Genomic DNA, 16,071 nt, shown 5'->3' on the forward strand with positions numbered 1-16,071 from the left:
GCTCCGGCCGCCGCTGCCGCCCCGGCCGCGCCGTCGGCTCCGGCCGGCGCCCGTCCGCAGCTGCAGGCACTGCGCGGCACGGTCCAGAAGGCCAACCGCATCCGGCAGATAACCGCCACCAAGACCCGCGAATCGCTGCAGACCACCGCGCAGCTGACCCAGACCCACGAGGTCGACGTCACCAAGATCGCGGCGCTGCGGGCCAAGGCCAAGAGCGCATTCGCCGACCGCGAGGGTGTCAACCTGACGTTCCTGCCGTTCTTCGCGAAGGCCGCCGTGGAGGCGCTGGGCGTGCACCCCAACGTCAACGCCTCCTACAACGAGGACACCAAGGAGATCACCTACCACTCCTCGGTGCACCTGGGCATCGCGGTCGACACCGAGCAGGGCCTGCTGTCGCCGATCATCCACAACGCCAGCGACCTGTCGCTGGCCGGACTGGCCCGCGCCATCGCCGATATCGCCAACCGCGCCCGCACCGGTGGCCTCAAGCCCGACGAGCTGGCCGGCGGCACGTTCACGATCACCAACATCGGCAGCCAGGGCGCCCTGTTCGACACCCCGATCCTGGTTCCGCCGCAGGCGGCGATGCTGGGCACGGGTGCGATCGTCAAGCGCCCGATCGTGATCTCCGACAACGGCAGCGAGTTCATCGGCATCCGCTCGATGTGCTATCTGCCGCTGACCTACGATCATCGCCTCATCGACGGCGCCGACGCCGGCCGCTTCCTGACCACCATCAGGCACCGGCTGGAGGAGGCCGCGTTCGAGGCCGATCTCGGTCTGTAAATCGCTGGGCGACACGACGATTCGGTGACGACATGAAGGTTGTGATCGCCGGTTCGTCCGGACTCGTCGGGACGGCGCTGGTCGCCGCGCTGCGTCGAGACGGGCACGAGGTGGCTCGCCTGGTGCGCCGTCCCGCCGCGGCCGAGGACGAGTTCAGCTGGGATCCGGTGCGGGCACAGGTGCCCGCACCGGCCCTGCGAGCGGCGGATGCCGTGGTCAACCTCTGCGGCGCCGGACTCGGCGCGCGGCGCTGGAACGGCAGCTACAAGCAGCAGTTGCGCGACAGCCGCATCGGCCCGACCGATGTGCTGGCCACCGCGGTCGTCGACGCCGGAGTGCCGACGCTGGTGAACGCCAGCGGCGTGCATTTCTACGGCGGCGACACCGGCGACCGGGTGATCACCGAATCCGATTCCGCCGGAACGGGTTTCCTGGCGACGCTGTGCCGGGACTGGGAGGCCGCCACCCAGCCCGCGGTCGACGCCGGGGTGCGGGTGGTGCAGGTGCGCAGCGCGGTGGTGCTCTCGCGTCACGGCGGCATGCTCGCCCTGCTGCGGCCGCTGTATTCGATCGGACTGGGCGGGCGCCTCGGCAGCGGGCGCCAGTATCAGCCGTGGATCTCACTCGACGACGAGGTCGCCGGCATCTCGTTCGTGCTGACGAATCCGTCGGTGCGGGGACCGGTCAACATGGTCGGCCCGGCGCCGGTGACCAATGCCGAATTCAATCGGGCGCTGGCGCGGGCGCTGCATCGTCCGGCTCCGTTCATCGTGCCCGCCGTCGCATTGCAGGCCGCGGTCGGCGAACTGGCCCAGGAGGCGATCCTGCGCGGCCCGCGCGCGATTCCCACCGTGCTCGAGGAGGCGGGCTACACCTTCCGCCACGAAACCATCGGGCAGGCGCTGGCCTCGGTGATCGGCGACAACCGCTGATCGACCACGGTCCGCGCTGGTGTTCTCCGGCCACGCCGCCGTACGCTCGAATGGCGTAATCGGCTCGGTCGCTGTCCGGCGCCTCGCGGGAAGTCGCACAACCAAGGCGGACAGCGGGTCATCGCGCGAAGAAGGTGACCGGTGTGGCACAGACGGCTCCCCAGGCTTCCCCCGGGCCGCGGACGCGCTCGCCTCTCGTCCCGGCGGCGGCCCGGCAGGCCCTGCTGCGCGATGGTGTTCACCTCGTGCCCGCCGCCGTCACCACATCGTGGCTCGGCGTGGACGAACGAGCATGGGCCAATTTCCACACCCACTGGGACGCGCTGTGCCCGGACGCGTACGCCTCCGAGCGGGGAACCCGCAGACTGCGGCGCTACGGCCGGTTTTCCTTCTCGGCGGCGACCGGGCAGTTCCATCGGCTCCCGCAGGAATACTTCGTGCAGCCGGAGGCCACCAATCCGCTCTATGTCGGCAGGGACCGCATCTTCGAGCCCCTGACGGATTCGTTCGTCGACGCGCCGGTTTTCCGCGCTGTGCTGCGGCTGCTCGGGCGATTCGCGACGACGCTGGACGACCCGCCGGAGTGGACCGTGAAGGTGCACCCCTTCCGAGTCGCCGCCGCCGCGGGCGCGCGGGGGCTGCCCACGCCGGAGGGCCGGCACCGCGACGGTGTCACGCTGGTCGCGTCGCTGCTGGTCGGTCGGCGAAACGCCACCGGCGGGGTGAGTTCGGTCTTCGACACCGACGGCAGGCAGTTGGTGACGGCGACGCTCGGCGAGCCCGGAGATCTGCTGCTGGGCGACGACCGCCGCACTCTGCACAGCGTGTCGCCCCTGTCTCCGGTGGATCCGAGCCGGCCGGCCTACCGCGATGTCCTGGTCGTGACGTTCGCCCCGGGACCGCGCAGGAGGTGAGGCGATGGCACCGCCACGGTCAGCGACGGATACGAAGATCCTGCCGATCGTCGTCGGACTGGCCTTCGCCTTCACCATCACGGTGGTGGACCCGCTGGTGCTCAACCTGAACCTGCCGCAGGTGAGCCGCGCTCTCCACGTTCCGCCGCATCTGATCGGACTCTTGGGTGGAACCGCGACGCTGGTGATGGCCGCCGCGGTCCTCGCCGCGGGCAACCTCGGCGACGCATTCGGACTCGAGCGGCTGCTCACGCTGGGGCTGATCGTCGTCACGGTCGCCGACCTGTTGTCCTTCTTCTCGCCCGGTTTCGGCTTCCTGCTGGCGATGCGGGCTCTGGCCGGACTCGGCATGGCCGCGCTGCTGGGCGGGCCCCTGGCCCTGCTGAAAACGTCGGTGCCGGAGAGCAAGCGGGCGGCGGCCATCGGCATGCTCATGGCCGTCGAAATGGTCCTGTGTGGTGTCACCCCCACGCTCACGGGCTGGGTGGTCACCACCGCCGGCTGGCGGTTCCTGTTCCTGCTCACTCCGCTGCTGGCCGCGGTCTCGCTGGTGCTGACCGCGCGCTATGTGCCGGAGGCTGCTCGCACCCAGCGCCGACGGCTCGACGTCGGCGGGATCAGCCTGTTCGGGATGACACTGACAACACTGGTCATCGGCCTGGCGGCAGCGCAGAACGGGATCACCCGCCCGCAGACCTGGCTGACTCTGGCGATCAGCGCGACCGCCGCCCTGCTCTTCGTCCGGCACGAACGCCGGGCACGCGAGCCCGCGCTGGACCTGGCCCTGTTCCGCAACTCCGGATTCTGTGTGGCGTTGACGGCGGCCCTCACGCTGAATCTGCTCGCCGCCGGGCTGGGTTTCGTCCTCGGGCAATTCGGCAGTGTGGTGCTGGCGTTGTCCCCCGAAGCCATCGGGCTGCTGTATCTGCCCGGCACCCTGCTGATCGCCGGCGCCGTTGTCTTCGCGGGCCGCGTGGTCGGAAAGACCACTCCGTGGCCGGTGATGGTCGCGGGCCTGCTGCTGCTGGCGGCGAGCGGATTCGTGCTGGCAGCCACCGCGAGCCCCACGATGGCGCTGTGGCTGCTGGTGGCGGTCGTCTGGCTGGGCAACCTGGGATCTCTGGTCACGTCGGTCTCGGTGTCGGAGGCGGTTCTCGCCGAAGCGCCGCCCGGGCACTCCGGCACGGTCGCCTCCACCCAGCTGGCGTTCGGCATGATCGGCTGCGCGTTCGGGCCCACCGTCTATCTGCTGCTGTTCCAGTTCTTCTTCCGGCAGGCATGGTCGGCCGACGCCGAGGCACGCGGCATGGCGGTGACGCGGGCCGAACAGACCGTCGACGCGGTACGCAGCGGCATGGCGCTCAGTCCGGGCACTACCTACGATCCGAATCTGCTACGGCAGACCAGTGGACTGGAGTTGGGACTCGACGTCGCCGGCGGGTTGCGGCTGACCATGGCGACCGTCAGCGTCCTACCGCTCGTGGTCGCGGTGGTGACCTGTCTGCTGCCCCTGCGCCGGAAGTCGCAGAGATAGTCGCCCGTCGCCCCCACGCGTGTGATCGAGTCGGCTCGCCGCCACCGCTGGTTGCCGATAGTTTGAGGCGGTGACCGATATCCAGTCGGGTGGACCGCGCATTCGCGATGCCGAGGAACGCGACATCCCCACGATCCTCGCCATCCACAACGACGCCGTGGCCGAGACGACCGCCATCTGGGACACCAACCCGGTCGACCTCGACGATCGCCTGCGCTGGTGGCGCGACCGGGTGGCCGCCGGATACCCGGTGCTCGTCGCCATCATCGACGGTCAGGTGGCCGGCTATGCCAGCTACGCGCAGTGGCGGCCCAAATCCGGTTATCGCTACTGCGTGGAGAATTCGGTGTACGTCTCGGAGCGGTTCCAGCGCCGCGGCGCGGCGACCGCGCTGCTGACGGCACTGCTGGGACGGGCCGAGGAGTCCGGGCGGGTGCACACCGTGATCGCGGCGATCGAAACCTCCAACAAGACCTCGATTCTGCTGCACGAGAAGTTCGGCTTCCGGATCGTCGGCCAGCTGCCCGAAGTGGGGCACAAGTTCGGCGGCTGGATGGATCTGACCTTGATGCAGCGCACGCTGCCGGGCCCGATTTCGGCGGGCGTAGAGTCGTTCGGGTGACCTCCGTCGACACCCCGACATCGAACAGCGGCACGGCACACACCGCCGCGCCGGCCACTTCGTCCTCCGATTCCCTGGTACGGGAATCAGGCGGTCGCAAATTGCTCCGCATCGAGGCCCGCAACGCGCAGACCCCGATCGAACGCAAGCCGAAGTGGATCCGCACCCGCGCCACCATGGGCCCCGAGTACTCCGAGCTCAAGGGCCTGGTCAAACGCGAAGGGTTGCACACGGTCTGCGAGGAAGCGGGCTGTCCCAACATCTTCGAATGCTGGGAGGACCGCGAGGCCACCTTCCTCATCGGCGGCGAACAGTGCACCCGGCGCTGCGATTTCTGCCAGATCGACACCGGTAAGCCCGCCGCGCTCGACCGCGACGAACCGCGCCGGGTGGCCGAGAGCGTGCAGGCGATGGGCCTGCGGTACTCGACGATCACCGGCGTCGCGCGCGACGACCTCGAAGACGGCGGCGCCTGGCTGTACGCCGAAACCGTGCGCGCCATCAAGCGACTCAACCCGCACACCGGCGTGGAGTTGCTGATCCCCGATTTCAACGCCGATCCCGATCAGCTGGCCGAGGTGTTCTCCTCGCGGCCGGAGGTGCTGGCGCACAACGTGGAGACGGTGCCGCGCATCTTCAAGCGGATCCGCCCGGCGTTCCGCTACGAACGGTCGCTGGCGGTGCTGACCGCGGCCCGCGAGGCCGGACTGGTCACCAAGTCGAATCTGATCCTCGGTATGGGCGAGACGCCCGAAGAGGTCACCCAGGCGATGCGTGATCTGCACGAGGCCGGCTGCGACATCCTCACCATCACCCAGTACCTGCGGCCCTCGCCGCGCCACCATCCGGTGGACCGCTGGGTGAAGCCGGAGGAATTCGTCGAACATTCCCGCGTCGCAACCGAACTCGGCTTCGCCGGCGTGATGGCCGGGCCGCTGGTGCGCTCGTCCTACCGCGCCGGCCGGTTGTACGCGCAGGCGATGGCGCATCACGGCCGGGAGATCGCACCGGAGATGGCGCATCTGGCCGAGGAGGGCTCGGCGAGCCAGGAGGCGAGTTCGGTTCTCGCCCGATTCGGCGGCTGAACAACCCCCAGCCACCCCGCAGCGACCGGCCGAATTCCCGTTCGGCCGGTCGTTCGTTGCATACGGGGTGCGGATTCACCACGGATGGGGTGCGGATCCCCGGAACGGGTGACACAGCCGCGCGCCGGTGGGAAGCTCGAAGCAACCGCATGTGTCGACTCCGGGAAGTGAAGAGACATGGCCGAGAAAGCGAGCACCGCCGCCCGTAACAGTTCCGCCGGCAGAGTGATCGAGGCATCGCAGCCCGACGGTATCCGCAATGTGGTCCTGGTCGGGCACACCGGCTCCGGCAAGACCACCGTGGTCGAGGCACTGGCCATGGAGGCCGGGGCGCTCACCCGAGCCGGCCGCGTGGAGGACGGCACCTGTGTCTCGGATTACGACGATATCGAGCAGCGCCAACACCGATCGGTGCAGTTGTCGGTGGTGCCGGTCGCCTGGAACGGCATCAAGGTCAATCTGATCGATACGCCAGGATATGCCGATTTCGTCGGCGAACTACGGGCCGGTCTGCGAGCTGCGGATGCGGCCCTTTTCGTGGTCTCGGCCGCTGCGGGCGCCGACGGTGTCGACGGGCAGACGCTGGCGCTGTGGGAGGAATGCGCGCGGGTCGGGATGCCGCGGGCCCTGGTGATCACCCATCTGGACGCGGCCCGCGCCGATTTCGATCTGATGGCCCAGACCTGCGCGGATCTGCTCGGCGACGGCGATTCCGACGCCATCCTGCCGCTGCAGCTGCCGGTGTACGGCCCGAAGGGTGCCGACGGACACCGCCCGGTCACCGGGGTCGTCGACCTGCTGACCGAGCAGGTCTTCGACTGTTCCGGCGGCGCCCACACCCGCACCGACGCCACCGCCGAACAGACCGCGCAGATCGAGACCGCCCGCAACCGGCTCATCGAGGGCATCATCGCCGAGAGCGAAGACGAAACCCTGATGGACCGCTACCTCGAGGGTGAACGGATCGACCTCACCACCTTGATCGCGGATCTGGAACGCGCGGTGGCGCGCGACCGCTTCCATCCCATCCTGATCGCGGCGCCTCCGCCCGAGGGCACCCGCGAGGGCCTGGGCATGGTCGAGATTCTCGAGCTGATCACGCGCGGCTTCCCCACCCCCGCCGAACATGCGGTCGCGGCGCGCTGCCCGGGCAACGGTGCCGCGCCGCAGCCACTGTCCTGTGATCCGGGCGCGCCGCTGGCCGCCGAGGTGATCCGCACCGCCTCCGACCCGTATGTGGGCCGGGTGTCGCTGGTGCGCGTCTTCTCCGGCACCCTGCATGCCGACGACACCGTGCACATCTGCGGGCACAACGACGGCAACGGGCACGATGTCGACGAACGGGTCGGCGCGGTGACGGCGCCGTTCGGTAAACAACAGTTCCCGATCGGCCAGGCCATCGCCGGCGACATCGCCTACGTCACCAAACTGGGGCACGCCGAGACCGGAGATACGGTGTCGGCCAAGGATTCTCCGCTGCTGATCGAGCCGTGGCCGCTGCCCGAACCGCTGCTGCCGGTGGCGGTGCGCGCCCACGGCAAGGCCGACGAGGACAAGCTGTCGCAGGGCCTGGCCCGCCTGGTCGCCGAGGATCCGACGGTGCGCCTGGAGCAGAATCCGCGCACCCATCAGCTGGTGCTGTGGTGTCTGGGCGAGGCGCATCGCGATGTCGCGCTGGAACGGCTGCGGTCCCGGTTCGGCGTGCAGGTCGATGTCGACGAGTATCGGGTGGCGTTGCGAGAAACGTTCGCGGGCAAGGCCGCCGGGCACGGGCGGCATGTGAAGCAGTCCGGCGGCCACGGCCAGTACGCGATCTGCGATATCGAGGTGGAACCGCTGCCGGAGGGTTCCGGGATCGCATTCGTCGACAAGGTGGTCGGCGGCGCGGTGCCACGCCAGTTCATCGGCTCGGTGGAGAAGGGCGTGCGCGCGCAGGCCGAGCGCGGCGTCGCCGCCGGATATCCGCTCGTCGATGTACGGGTGACCCTGCTCGACGGCAAGGCGCATTCGGTCGATTCCTCCGATGCCGCCTTCCAGACCGCGGGAGCGCTGGCCCTGCGGGAGGCGGCCGCCGCCGCCCGGATCGACCTGCTCGAACCGATCGCCGAGGTGCGGGTGACCGTCGCCGACGATTTCGTCGGCACCATCCTCGGCGATCTGGCCGGCCGCCGCGGCCGCGTACTGGGCACCGAACCGGCCGCTGCCGGGCGCACCGTCATCCGCGCCGAGGTCCCCGAACTGGAATTGAGCCGCTACGCCATCGACCTGCGCTCACTCTCGCGCGGCGCGGCCCAGTTCGACCGCAGCTATGTGCGGCACGAACCGATGCCGAGCCAGATCGCCGCAGACCTGCGCAGTCGCAGCGAAGCCACCGTCTGAGGCGAGCGTCGCACTGTTCTGCGGCCCGTGCGGGGTATGTCCCGCTCGACCACTATCCTGAGAGGTATGGCAGCAGGTAAGGGCGGCACACCGTCGAAGGAAGCGAAGGCCGCGGCGAAGGCGGCGCGCAAGCAGGCGTCGAAGGAGCGGCGTCAGCAGCTCTGGCAGACGTTCCAGATGGTGCGCAAAGAGGACAAACTGCTGCTGCCGCTGATGATCGGCGCGCTGGTCGGCATTACCGTGGTGCTGTTCCTCGTCGGCTTCCTGTTCGACATGCAGTGGTTCCTACTGCCGGTCGGCATTCTGTTGGGCGCGCTGGTCGCCTTCATCATCTTCGGACGCCGGGTGCAGAAGAACGTCTACGCCAAGGCCGAGGGTCAGGCGGGTGCGGCCTGGTGGGTGCTGGACAACCTGCAGGGTAAGTGGCGTGCCACCCAGGCTGTCGCCGCCACCACCCAGCTCGACGCCGTCCATCGCGTGATCGGCCTGCCCGGTGTGGTCCTGGTGGCCGAGGGGTCGCCGCAGCGGGTGAAATCGCTGCTGGCGCAGGAGAAGAAGAAGACCGCTCGCCTGGTCGGCGACACTCCGATCTACGACATCGTGATCGGCAACGAGGAGGGCCAGGTTCCGCTGAAGAACCTGCAGCGCCACCTCACCAAACTGCCCCGCAATATCGACGCCAAGCGGATGGACCTCATCGAGGGCCGCCTCACCGCACTGGCCACCCGCGGCGGACCGGCGCTGCCGAAGGGCCCGCTGCCGGCCGGCGCGAAGATGCGCGGAGTGCAGCGCACCATCCGCCGCCGCTGAATCACGCACGCCGGGCTCTGTCGCACAGCTGACGACCCTGATCGCCGCCATCCCGGATGTCCGGGGTGGCGGCGATTGCCGTGCAGGCCGACTCCCGCCGCATCTCCGTCAAACCCGGGACAGGACCACAGCGCCTCCCATATGTTCGTATATAGGACATCCGGCCATGAAAGTCGGACAGACGATCAGGAGGTGCGATGCCGTACTACCGGGCCGTCGGCGAATTCCCCCGGCAGCGTCATACCGCCTTCACCCTCGGCGACGGCACGCCGACGTTCGAGGAGTTCATCGGGGAGGAGGGGTTCTCGGGGACCGGTTCGCTGCTCTATCACCGCCGCGTGCCGTCGGCACTGGTCGACGCGCGCGAGTGGGATCTCGGCGATCAGTCCCTCACCGCGAACATCCCGCTGCTGCCCCGGCATTTTCATCTGCCCGACCTTTTTCACGACGTCACCGGCCGGGACGCGGTCCGGCACCGCCGCCCGGTTCTCGCCAATGCCGATGTCCGCATCTCCTATGTCGTGGCCGACGAGCCCTCTCCGCTCTACAGCAACGGCATCGGCGACGAGGTGATCTTCGTCGAGGCCGGCGCGGCCACTCTCGAGAGCGTGTTCGGCCGGGTCGAAGTGCGGCAGGGCGACAATGTCGTCATACCGCGGGTCACCATCCATCGCTGGCTGCCGCACACCGACGCGGGCCCGTTGCGGCTGCTGTGCGTCGAGGCGGCCGGACACGTGCAACCGCCGGACAAGCACCGCACGCGCTACGGCCAATTCCTCGAGGGCTCCCCGATCACCGAGCGCGACCTGCGCGGACCGGCCGGACCGTTGCTGGCCCCCGGCGAACTGGTCGACGCCGACACCGAGGTCTACGTCAAACATCGCACCGCCTCGGGCCTGCACGGCACGGTGGTCGTCTACGACCATCACCCGTTCGACGTGGTCGGCTGGGACGGGCACCTGTATCCGTACGCGCTGAACTATCGCGACTTCTCCCCCGTCGTCGGTGCGGTGCTGCAACCCCCGCCCACCTATCAGGTGCTGCAGGGCCCGGGCTTCGTGGTGTGCAACTTCGTCCCGCGCCCACTGGAATTCGCACCCGGGGCGATCAAGGTGCCCTACTACCACTCGAACGTCGACTCCGATGAGGTGATGTTCTACTTCGCCGGAGAGACCGCCGCGCGCAAGGGGTCCGGCATCCGCACCGGTTCGGTGAGCCTGCATCCCGCCGCGTACACCCACGGCCCCCGACGCCAGGCCTATCTCGACTCCCCCGGTTTCACCGAACCGAACGAGATGGCGTTCATGATCGATACCTTCCGCCCGCTGGAGGTCGCCGAAGGCGGCACCGCGAGCGATGTGCCCGGCTATCCGTGGAGCTGGTCGGACAAACCGTATGCCGGTCGGCCACAACAGAAGAGAGGCCATCGTGAGTGAGCCGTTCGAGCGGATCCCGGTGATCCTGCACAGCGAGGAGCAGCCCACGGTCCGCGAGACCTATGGATTCACCGGCGGTCACGGAATCGTACTGGAGGGGCAGCTGCTGCGACCGCCCGGCGAACGACGTTCGGGCGGAACGGTTTTCCTGTTCCAACATCCGACCTCGACGCTGAATCTGCTGCCGATGCCGACCGCGCTCGCCGCCCGCGGGCAGCACGTGCTGTGCGGGGCGAGCCGCTACCCGAAGAACGATTCCGCGCTGGTGATGGAGAAGGTGGTCCTCGACCTCGGCGCGTGGGTGCGCTGGGCGCGGGAGGTCGCCGGCTACGACCGCGTGATCCTGGTCGGCTGGTCCGGCGGCGGATCGCTGTCGCTGCTCTATCAGGCCGAGGCATTGGATCCGAGCATTACGCACACGCCCGCCGGAGATCCGGTAGATGTCGTGGGAGCGGGACTTTCACCGGCCGACGGGGTGGTGTTCATCGCGGCTCATCTGTCGCGGGCCGAGACGCTCACCGAATGGCTCGATCCGTCGGTGATCGACGAAACCGATCCACACCGCCGCGACGCCACCTGGGACATCTATGCCGACGACGCCCCGCAGCGCCCGCCCTACGACCCCGAATACGTCGCCGGATTCCGCGAGGCACAGCGCGCCCGCAACCGCCGCATCTCGGAATGGGCGCTCGCGCGCCTGGCCGACCTGCGCGCCGCCGGCGGGCCCGAACAGGAACAGCCATTCCTGGTCCACCGCACGATGTGCGATGTGCGCTGGCTCGATCCTGCCGTCGACCCCAACGACCGCCGCCCGAACTGGTGTTATCTCGGCGATCCGCGCACCGCGAACGTCGGACCGGTCGGCCTCGCCCGCTATACGACCCTGCGGTCGTGGCTGAGCCAGTGGAGTCTGGACCATTCGGTGGCGGGCGGGGCGCGCAATGCCGCGCGGATCACGAAAGGCCCGGTGCTGCAGATCGAGAATTCCGCCGACGACGCGGTGCCCGCCACCCACAACCCGATCGTGCGTGACGCGCTCGCCACCCCGGACCGCACCTATCGCGTAATCCCCGGCGCCACACACTATTACGTCGGACAACCGGGCCATCTGCGCGCCTGTCTCGAACACGTGGAGGAGTGGGCCGCCGAGCGTGAGCTGATCGAGGGACCGCCCACGTAGGATTTCTGCCATGCCGGCGCCCGACACCTCGCAGACTCTGAGCCGCGGACTCGATGTGCTGAAGTTGCTCGCCAGCAGCCCCCATGCCCGCACCCCCGCGCAACTGGCGCAGGAGCTGGGCCTTTCCCGCACGATCATCTACCGCCTGGTCGGCACGCTGGTCGAACACGGACTGGTGCGCCGCGCCGAGGACGGCACGGTCGGCGTCTCCGCGGGCGCGCTCGTGCTGACCCAGCACGTCCTCGGCTCGGTGCGCGAGGCCACTCGCGAGATCCTCGAGGATCTGGCCCGCGAAGTGGAGGCGACGGCGCATTTCTGCGTCGCCGACGGCGACGACGTCCTCGCGGTCGCGGTCGTCGAACCACCGTTCACCACCTTCCACGTCGCCTATCGGGTCGGCGCGCGCACCGGGCGCGGACAGGGCGCCCTCGGGGAGGCGATCGAGGCGTCGCGGCGCGGTGAGAGCGACATCTTCGAGAGCGAGGGCAAGCTGGTGCCCGGCGCGCACGGCGTTGTCGCCTCGCTGCCCGGGCTACCCGGTCCTCCGGCCGCGGTCGGCGTGGTCACTCTGGTCGGGCAGGAAACTCCGGCGATGGCCGATGCCGTACGCCGAGCCGCCCAGAGGTTGCATTCGGCGCTGGGGTAACCGAGCCCGCCCGGCACGTCGCAGCGGACATCCATCGCCTTGCGTCCCGCAACGTGACGACACTTGTCCGATAATCGGAAACTGCTTCACAACATACGATCGCCGCGCTAGCCTGCTCACACTTCGATCAGTCGTCAGGAGCAGCCGTGTCCGACTACACCTCCACCGCCCGCGCCGACGGCGCTCAGGCTCCGACCACGTTCCCGCCCCGCCGCCTCTGGATCGGCGGCCGCTGGCGCGACGCGAGCGGCGGCGCGACCTACCGCTCCGAGAATCCGACCACCCTCGAGCACATCTGCGATATCGCCGACGCGTCGGCCGAGGACGTCGACGACGCGGTCCGCGCGGCGCAATCGGCCTTCGACAGCAGCGGCTGGAGGCAGATGGGCGGCGCCGAACGCGGGCGAATCCTGTTCCGCGCAGCGGATCTCATCGAGGCCGACACGCAGTACCTGTCCGCGCTCGAGACCCTCGAGGTCGGAAAACTGTACAAGGACGGCGTTTTCGGCGACATTCCGGCCACCCTGGCCACGTTCCGCTACTACGCGGGATACGCCGACAAACTGCACGGCTCGACCGTGCAGCTGCCCGATTACGCCGGCCGGCACCGGCTCAACTACACCCTGCGCGAGCCCCTGGGTGTCGTCGGCGCGATCACACCATGGAACAACCCCATCGTGGTCGCCGGATGGAAGATCGCCCCGGCCCTGGCGGCGGGCAACACCGTGGTGATCAAGCCGCCGGAGGATGCGGCGCTGTCGATCCTGCGGCTGGCCGAAATCCTCGCCGAGGCCGGGGTGCCGGACGGGGTGTTCAACGTCGTGCCCGGCCGTGGCGAGACCGCCGGCGCCGCCCTCGCCCGCCATCCCGGCCTGGCCAAACTGACCTTCACCGGCAGCCCCGAGGTGGGCGCCCTGATGAACACCCACGCCGCCGGTCAGTTCCGCAAGGTCACCCTGGAACTGGGCGGGAAGAATCCGCAGATCGTCTTTCCCGATGCCGACCTCGACCGCGCACTGCCGTTTGTCGCGGTCGGCAATTTCCTGCACCAAGGCCAGGTGTGCGCGGCCGGCACGCGCGTGTACGTCCACGACAGCCTGGTGGACGAGGTCACGCGGCGGCTGGCCGAACACGCCGAATCGCTCACGCTGGGCGACCCGTTCGACGCCGAGGTCTCCATGGGACCGGTGGTGAACCGGCAGCAGCACGAGCGCATCGGCGGCTATCTCGGACTGGGTGCCGTCGAGGGCGCGGAACTGGTGACCGGCGGTTCACTCGCCGAGCGGCCCGGCTATTTCGTCGAGCCGACCGTCTTTCTCGGCCGCCACGATCAGCGCATCGCGCGCGAGGAGATCTTCGGCCCGGTGGCCACGATCATTCCCTTCTCCGACACCGCCGATGTACTGGCGCTGGCCAACGACACCCACTTCGGGCTCAACGCGATCATCTACACCGAGGACCTGCACACCGCGCAGACCACCGCGCGTGATCTGCGCGTCGGCAATGTGTGGATCAACGCCTTCGGCATCCCCGACATGACCACGCCGTGGGGTGGGCGGGCCGGCAGCGGCATCGGCCGCGAACTCGGCCCCGCCGGCATCGAGGCCTACACCGAGGAGAAGACGGTGCAGATGATGTTCTGAGCCGCCCGCCCTCAGGCCCGTTCTTCGAGCGCGGCGAGCATCCCGGCATCCAGCTCGACCTCTCGCGCCGCCACATTCTGTTCGAGATGCCCGATGCTGCGAGTCCCCGGAATCAGCAGGATGTGCGGATCGCGGGCCAGCAACCACGCCAGACCCACCTGGCTCGGCGTCACCCCGAGGCGGCCCGCGATATCGCGCACCACGTCGTCGCCGGCCACCTTGGGCCGATCCGGAAATCCCGAGCCGAGCGGAAAGTAGGGCACGAAAGCGATTCCCCGCGAACAACATTCGGCCAGCAGCGGTTCCTCGTCGCGTTCCAGCAGGTTGTACAGATTCTGCACGCACGCGATCCCGGCGGGGGCGGCGCGACCGAGTTGTTCGACGGTGACACTGCTGAGTCCGATCGCCCCGATCTTGCCCTCGTCCCGCAACGAGATCAGCTCGGCCAGCTGGTCGTCGAGATCCACGATCTGATCACCGGTCGCCACGATTCCGGGCGGACCGTCGACCCGGCGCAGGTTCACCACCGCCAACTGCTCGGCGCCCAGCGCCCGCAGATCCGCTTCGACCGCGGCCCGTAGCTGCTCGGGCTTCTGCGCCGGCACGAGACCATCGCCCGTATGCACGGCGCCGACCTTGTCGACCAGCAGCAGCTCGTCCGGATACGGATGCAGAGCCTCCCTGAGCAGCGCGTTCACCGAGCCGTTGCCATAGAAACCGGCCGTGTCGATGTGGCTCACGCCGAGTTCCACCGCTCGCCGCACAACCGCTACCCCGTCCGCGCCGGACTCCAGCTGCATCGCGCCGTAGCCGATCCGGCCGACCGCACGTCCCGCCAGTTCGCCGTCACGCGGTTGCGTCATGACCGTCATTCGGGTCTCCCTTGTTATCCTGGCATCAAACGGAGGATCCTCCGCTTAACTCCACAGTAGTACAGAAACGGAGGACCCTCCACTTTGTCCGGACAGCCGCGTGGACGCCGCGATGCCCAGCGCAACCGCCAACTACTCCTCGATGCCGCTCTCACCGCGTTCACGGGCGAAGAAGGCACGGTCAGCCTGGAAGCGATCGCCAAATCCGCCGGAGTGGGCATCGGCACGCTGTATCGGCACTTCCCGTCGCGGGAAGCGCTCATCGAGGCCGTGTACCGCAGCGAACTGGAACAGCTGTGCGATCAGGCGGCGCACCTGCTCGCCGGCCACACCCCGGAGGACGCACTGCGCATCTGGCTCGGCCGCTACGCCGACTTCGTGGCCACCAAACGCGGCATGGCCGAGGCGCTGCGCGAGGTCATCGCCTCCGGGGCGATGACCTCGGCGCAGACCCGCGAAAGACTCAGTGCGGCGATCCGTTCCGTCCTCGATGCGGGAATCTCGGCCGGCACGCTGCGCGACGACGTCCGGCCCGAGGACATCACGGCGGCGATGGCGGGCGCGACACTGGCCGGTGTCGACCGCGAGCAGATCGACCGTCTCCTCGACCTGTTGCTCGACGGGGTGCGACTCGGCGCGGGGAGGCCGGCCGACGAGGGCCGACCGACGACCACGTAACCACTCACCGTGGTCGCGCGCCGACAGGCCCCTCCTGCCGGGCGGCGAACGATTGCTACCGGGCGCGGATCAGTGCCGTCCCGGTCGCCCGGTCGTGCATACCGCGCCGATCCCCGTCGGTGAACAACGCGGGCACCACGAAAGTCAGCAATACCTGTCGCGCCACCGACCGCACGAATCCGACCGGCGCCGACGCATCGATCCGGACCGTGCGCATTCCCAGAAAGTACTGCCCGGGCGTGAACCCGAACAGCATGACCGTCACCACGCCGATCACGAACCAGATCAGGTAGGTGACAGTGTTGAGCGATCCGGCGCCGCGCACGATCAGCGCGGCGATACCCATGGCGATGAAGTAGTCGACGAACAGCGCGACGATGCGACGCGACATGGGCGCCAGCGACCCCACACCCTCCTGCGGCAGGCCGAGCAGCTTGCCGGGATAGTCGTCGGGCTGCGGCTCGCCGGGGTGGGCCGCATTCGGGCCGGACAGCCAGGAACCGGTAATTCGCGCCATGCTCCCAGCTTAGGCGTGGTGACGGTGAGGATTA

General features: G+C 69.0%; 15 protein-coding genes. 13 read left to right on the forward strand and 2 right to left on the reverse strand.

Annotated features, from left to right (window positions below):
• The 12 genes from sucB to NE2_RS00060 all read left to right on the forward strand — a co-directional run.
• A partial coding sequence (gene sucB, locus NE2_RS00005) for a 2-oxoglutarate dehydrogenase, E2 component, dihydrolipoamide succinyltransferase (protein ID WP_063909224.1) occupies positions 1-789 on the forward strand: 789 nt, incomplete at its 5' end.
• Between the two features lie 32 nt (positions 790-821).
• Complete coding sequence (locus NE2_RS00010; protein ID WP_063011082.1) at positions 822-1,721, forward strand: TIGR01777 family oxidoreductase; 900 nt, start codon at positions 822-824, stop codon at positions 1,719-1,721.
• Between the two features lie 221 nt (positions 1,722-1,942).
• Positions 1,943-2,635 (forward strand): 2OG-Fe dioxygenase family protein, encoded by a 693-nt coding sequence (locus tag NE2_RS00015; protein ID WP_063023239.1) that lies wholly within the window; start codon positions 1,943-1,945, stop codon positions 2,633-2,635.
• A 4-nt stretch (positions 2,636-2,639) separates the two neighbouring features.
• Positions 2,640-4,169, forward strand: a complete 1,530-nt coding sequence (locus tag NE2_RS00020) for an MFS transporter (protein ID WP_063022714.1) — start codon at positions 2,640-2,642, stop codon at positions 4,167-4,169.
• Between the two features lie 70 nt (positions 4,170-4,239).
• On the forward strand, positions 4,240-4,791 hold the full coding sequence (locus NE2_RS00025) for a GNAT family N-acetyltransferase (protein ID WP_281262709.1): 552 nt from the start codon (positions 4,240-4,242) through the stop codon (positions 4,789-4,791).
• 74 nt (positions 4,792-4,865) lie between these two features.
• Positions 4,866-5,876, forward strand: a complete 1,011-nt coding sequence (lipA, locus tag NE2_RS00030) for a lipoyl synthase (protein ID WP_063023243.1) — start codon at positions 4,866-4,868, stop codon at positions 5,874-5,876.
• Between the two features lie 177 nt (positions 5,877-6,053).
• Positions 6,054-8,255, forward strand: a complete 2,202-nt coding sequence (locus NE2_RS00035; protein WP_063022716.1) for an elongation factor G-like protein EF-G2 — start codon at positions 6,054-6,056, stop codon at positions 8,253-8,255.
• A gap of 66 nt (positions 8,256-8,321) precedes the next feature.
• Positions 8,322-9,065: a DUF4191 domain-containing protein gene (locus tag NE2_RS00040; RefSeq protein WP_063022718.1), complete on the forward strand. Its 744-nt coding sequence runs from the start codon at positions 8,322-8,324 to the stop codon at positions 9,063-9,065.
• Between the two features lie 197 nt (positions 9,066-9,262).
• Positions 9,263-10,501 (forward strand): homogentisate 1,2-dioxygenase, encoded by a 1,239-nt coding sequence (locus tag NE2_RS00045; protein WP_063022719.1) that lies wholly within the window; start codon positions 9,263-9,265, stop codon positions 10,499-10,501.
• Positions 10,494-11,681, forward strand: coding sequence for an alpha/beta hydrolase family protein (locus NE2_RS00050; protein ID WP_233429590.1), 1,188 nt, complete (start codon positions 10,494-10,496; stop codon positions 11,679-11,681). The genes NE2_RS00045 and NE2_RS00050 overlap by 8 nt, the downstream gene beginning before the upstream one ends.
• 10 nt (positions 11,682-11,691) lie before the next feature.
• Positions 11,692-12,327, forward strand: coding sequence for an IclR family transcriptional regulator (locus tag NE2_RS00055; RefSeq protein WP_063909225.1), 636 nt, complete (start codon positions 11,692-11,694; stop codon positions 12,325-12,327).
• A gap of 146 nt (positions 12,328-12,473) precedes the next feature.
• A complete protein-coding gene (locus NE2_RS00060; protein WP_084493652.1) occupies positions 12,474-13,970 on the forward strand; it encodes an aldehyde dehydrogenase family protein in 1,497 nt (498 codons plus the stop codon).
• A gap of 11 nt (positions 13,971-13,981) precedes the next feature.
• Here the strand turns inward: NE2_RS00060 and NE2_RS00065 are convergent, their stop codons facing one another.
• On the reverse strand, positions 13,982-14,842 hold the full coding sequence (locus NE2_RS00065; protein WP_063022723.1) for an aldo/keto reductase: 861 nt from the start codon (positions 14,840-14,842) through the stop codon (positions 13,982-13,984).
• Between the two features lie 84 nt (positions 14,843-14,926).
• Here NE2_RS00065 and NE2_RS00070 point away from each other — a divergent pair, with 84 nt between their 5' ends.
• Positions 14,927-15,520 carry a TetR/AcrR family transcriptional regulator gene (locus tag NE2_RS00070; RefSeq protein WP_063022725.1) on the forward strand — a complete coding sequence of 198 codons (594 nt, stop codon included), beginning with the start codon at positions 14,927-14,929 and terminating at the stop codon, positions 15,518-15,520.
• A 55-nt stretch (positions 15,521-15,575) separates the two neighbouring features.
• Here the strand turns inward: NE2_RS00070 and NE2_RS00075 are convergent, their stop codons facing one another.
• Positions 15,576-16,037, reverse strand: coding sequence for an RDD family protein (locus NE2_RS00075; RefSeq protein ID WP_036500011.1), 462 nt, complete (start codon positions 16,035-16,037; stop codon positions 15,576-15,578).
• Between the last annotated feature and the right edge of the window lie 34 nt (positions 16,038-16,071).

This window comes from Nocardia elegans NBRC 108235, from assembly GCF_001612845.1.
In the GTDB taxonomy this organism is placed as follows: domain Bacteria; phylum Actinomycetota; class Actinomycetes; order Mycobacteriales; family Mycobacteriaceae; genus Nocardia; species Nocardia nova.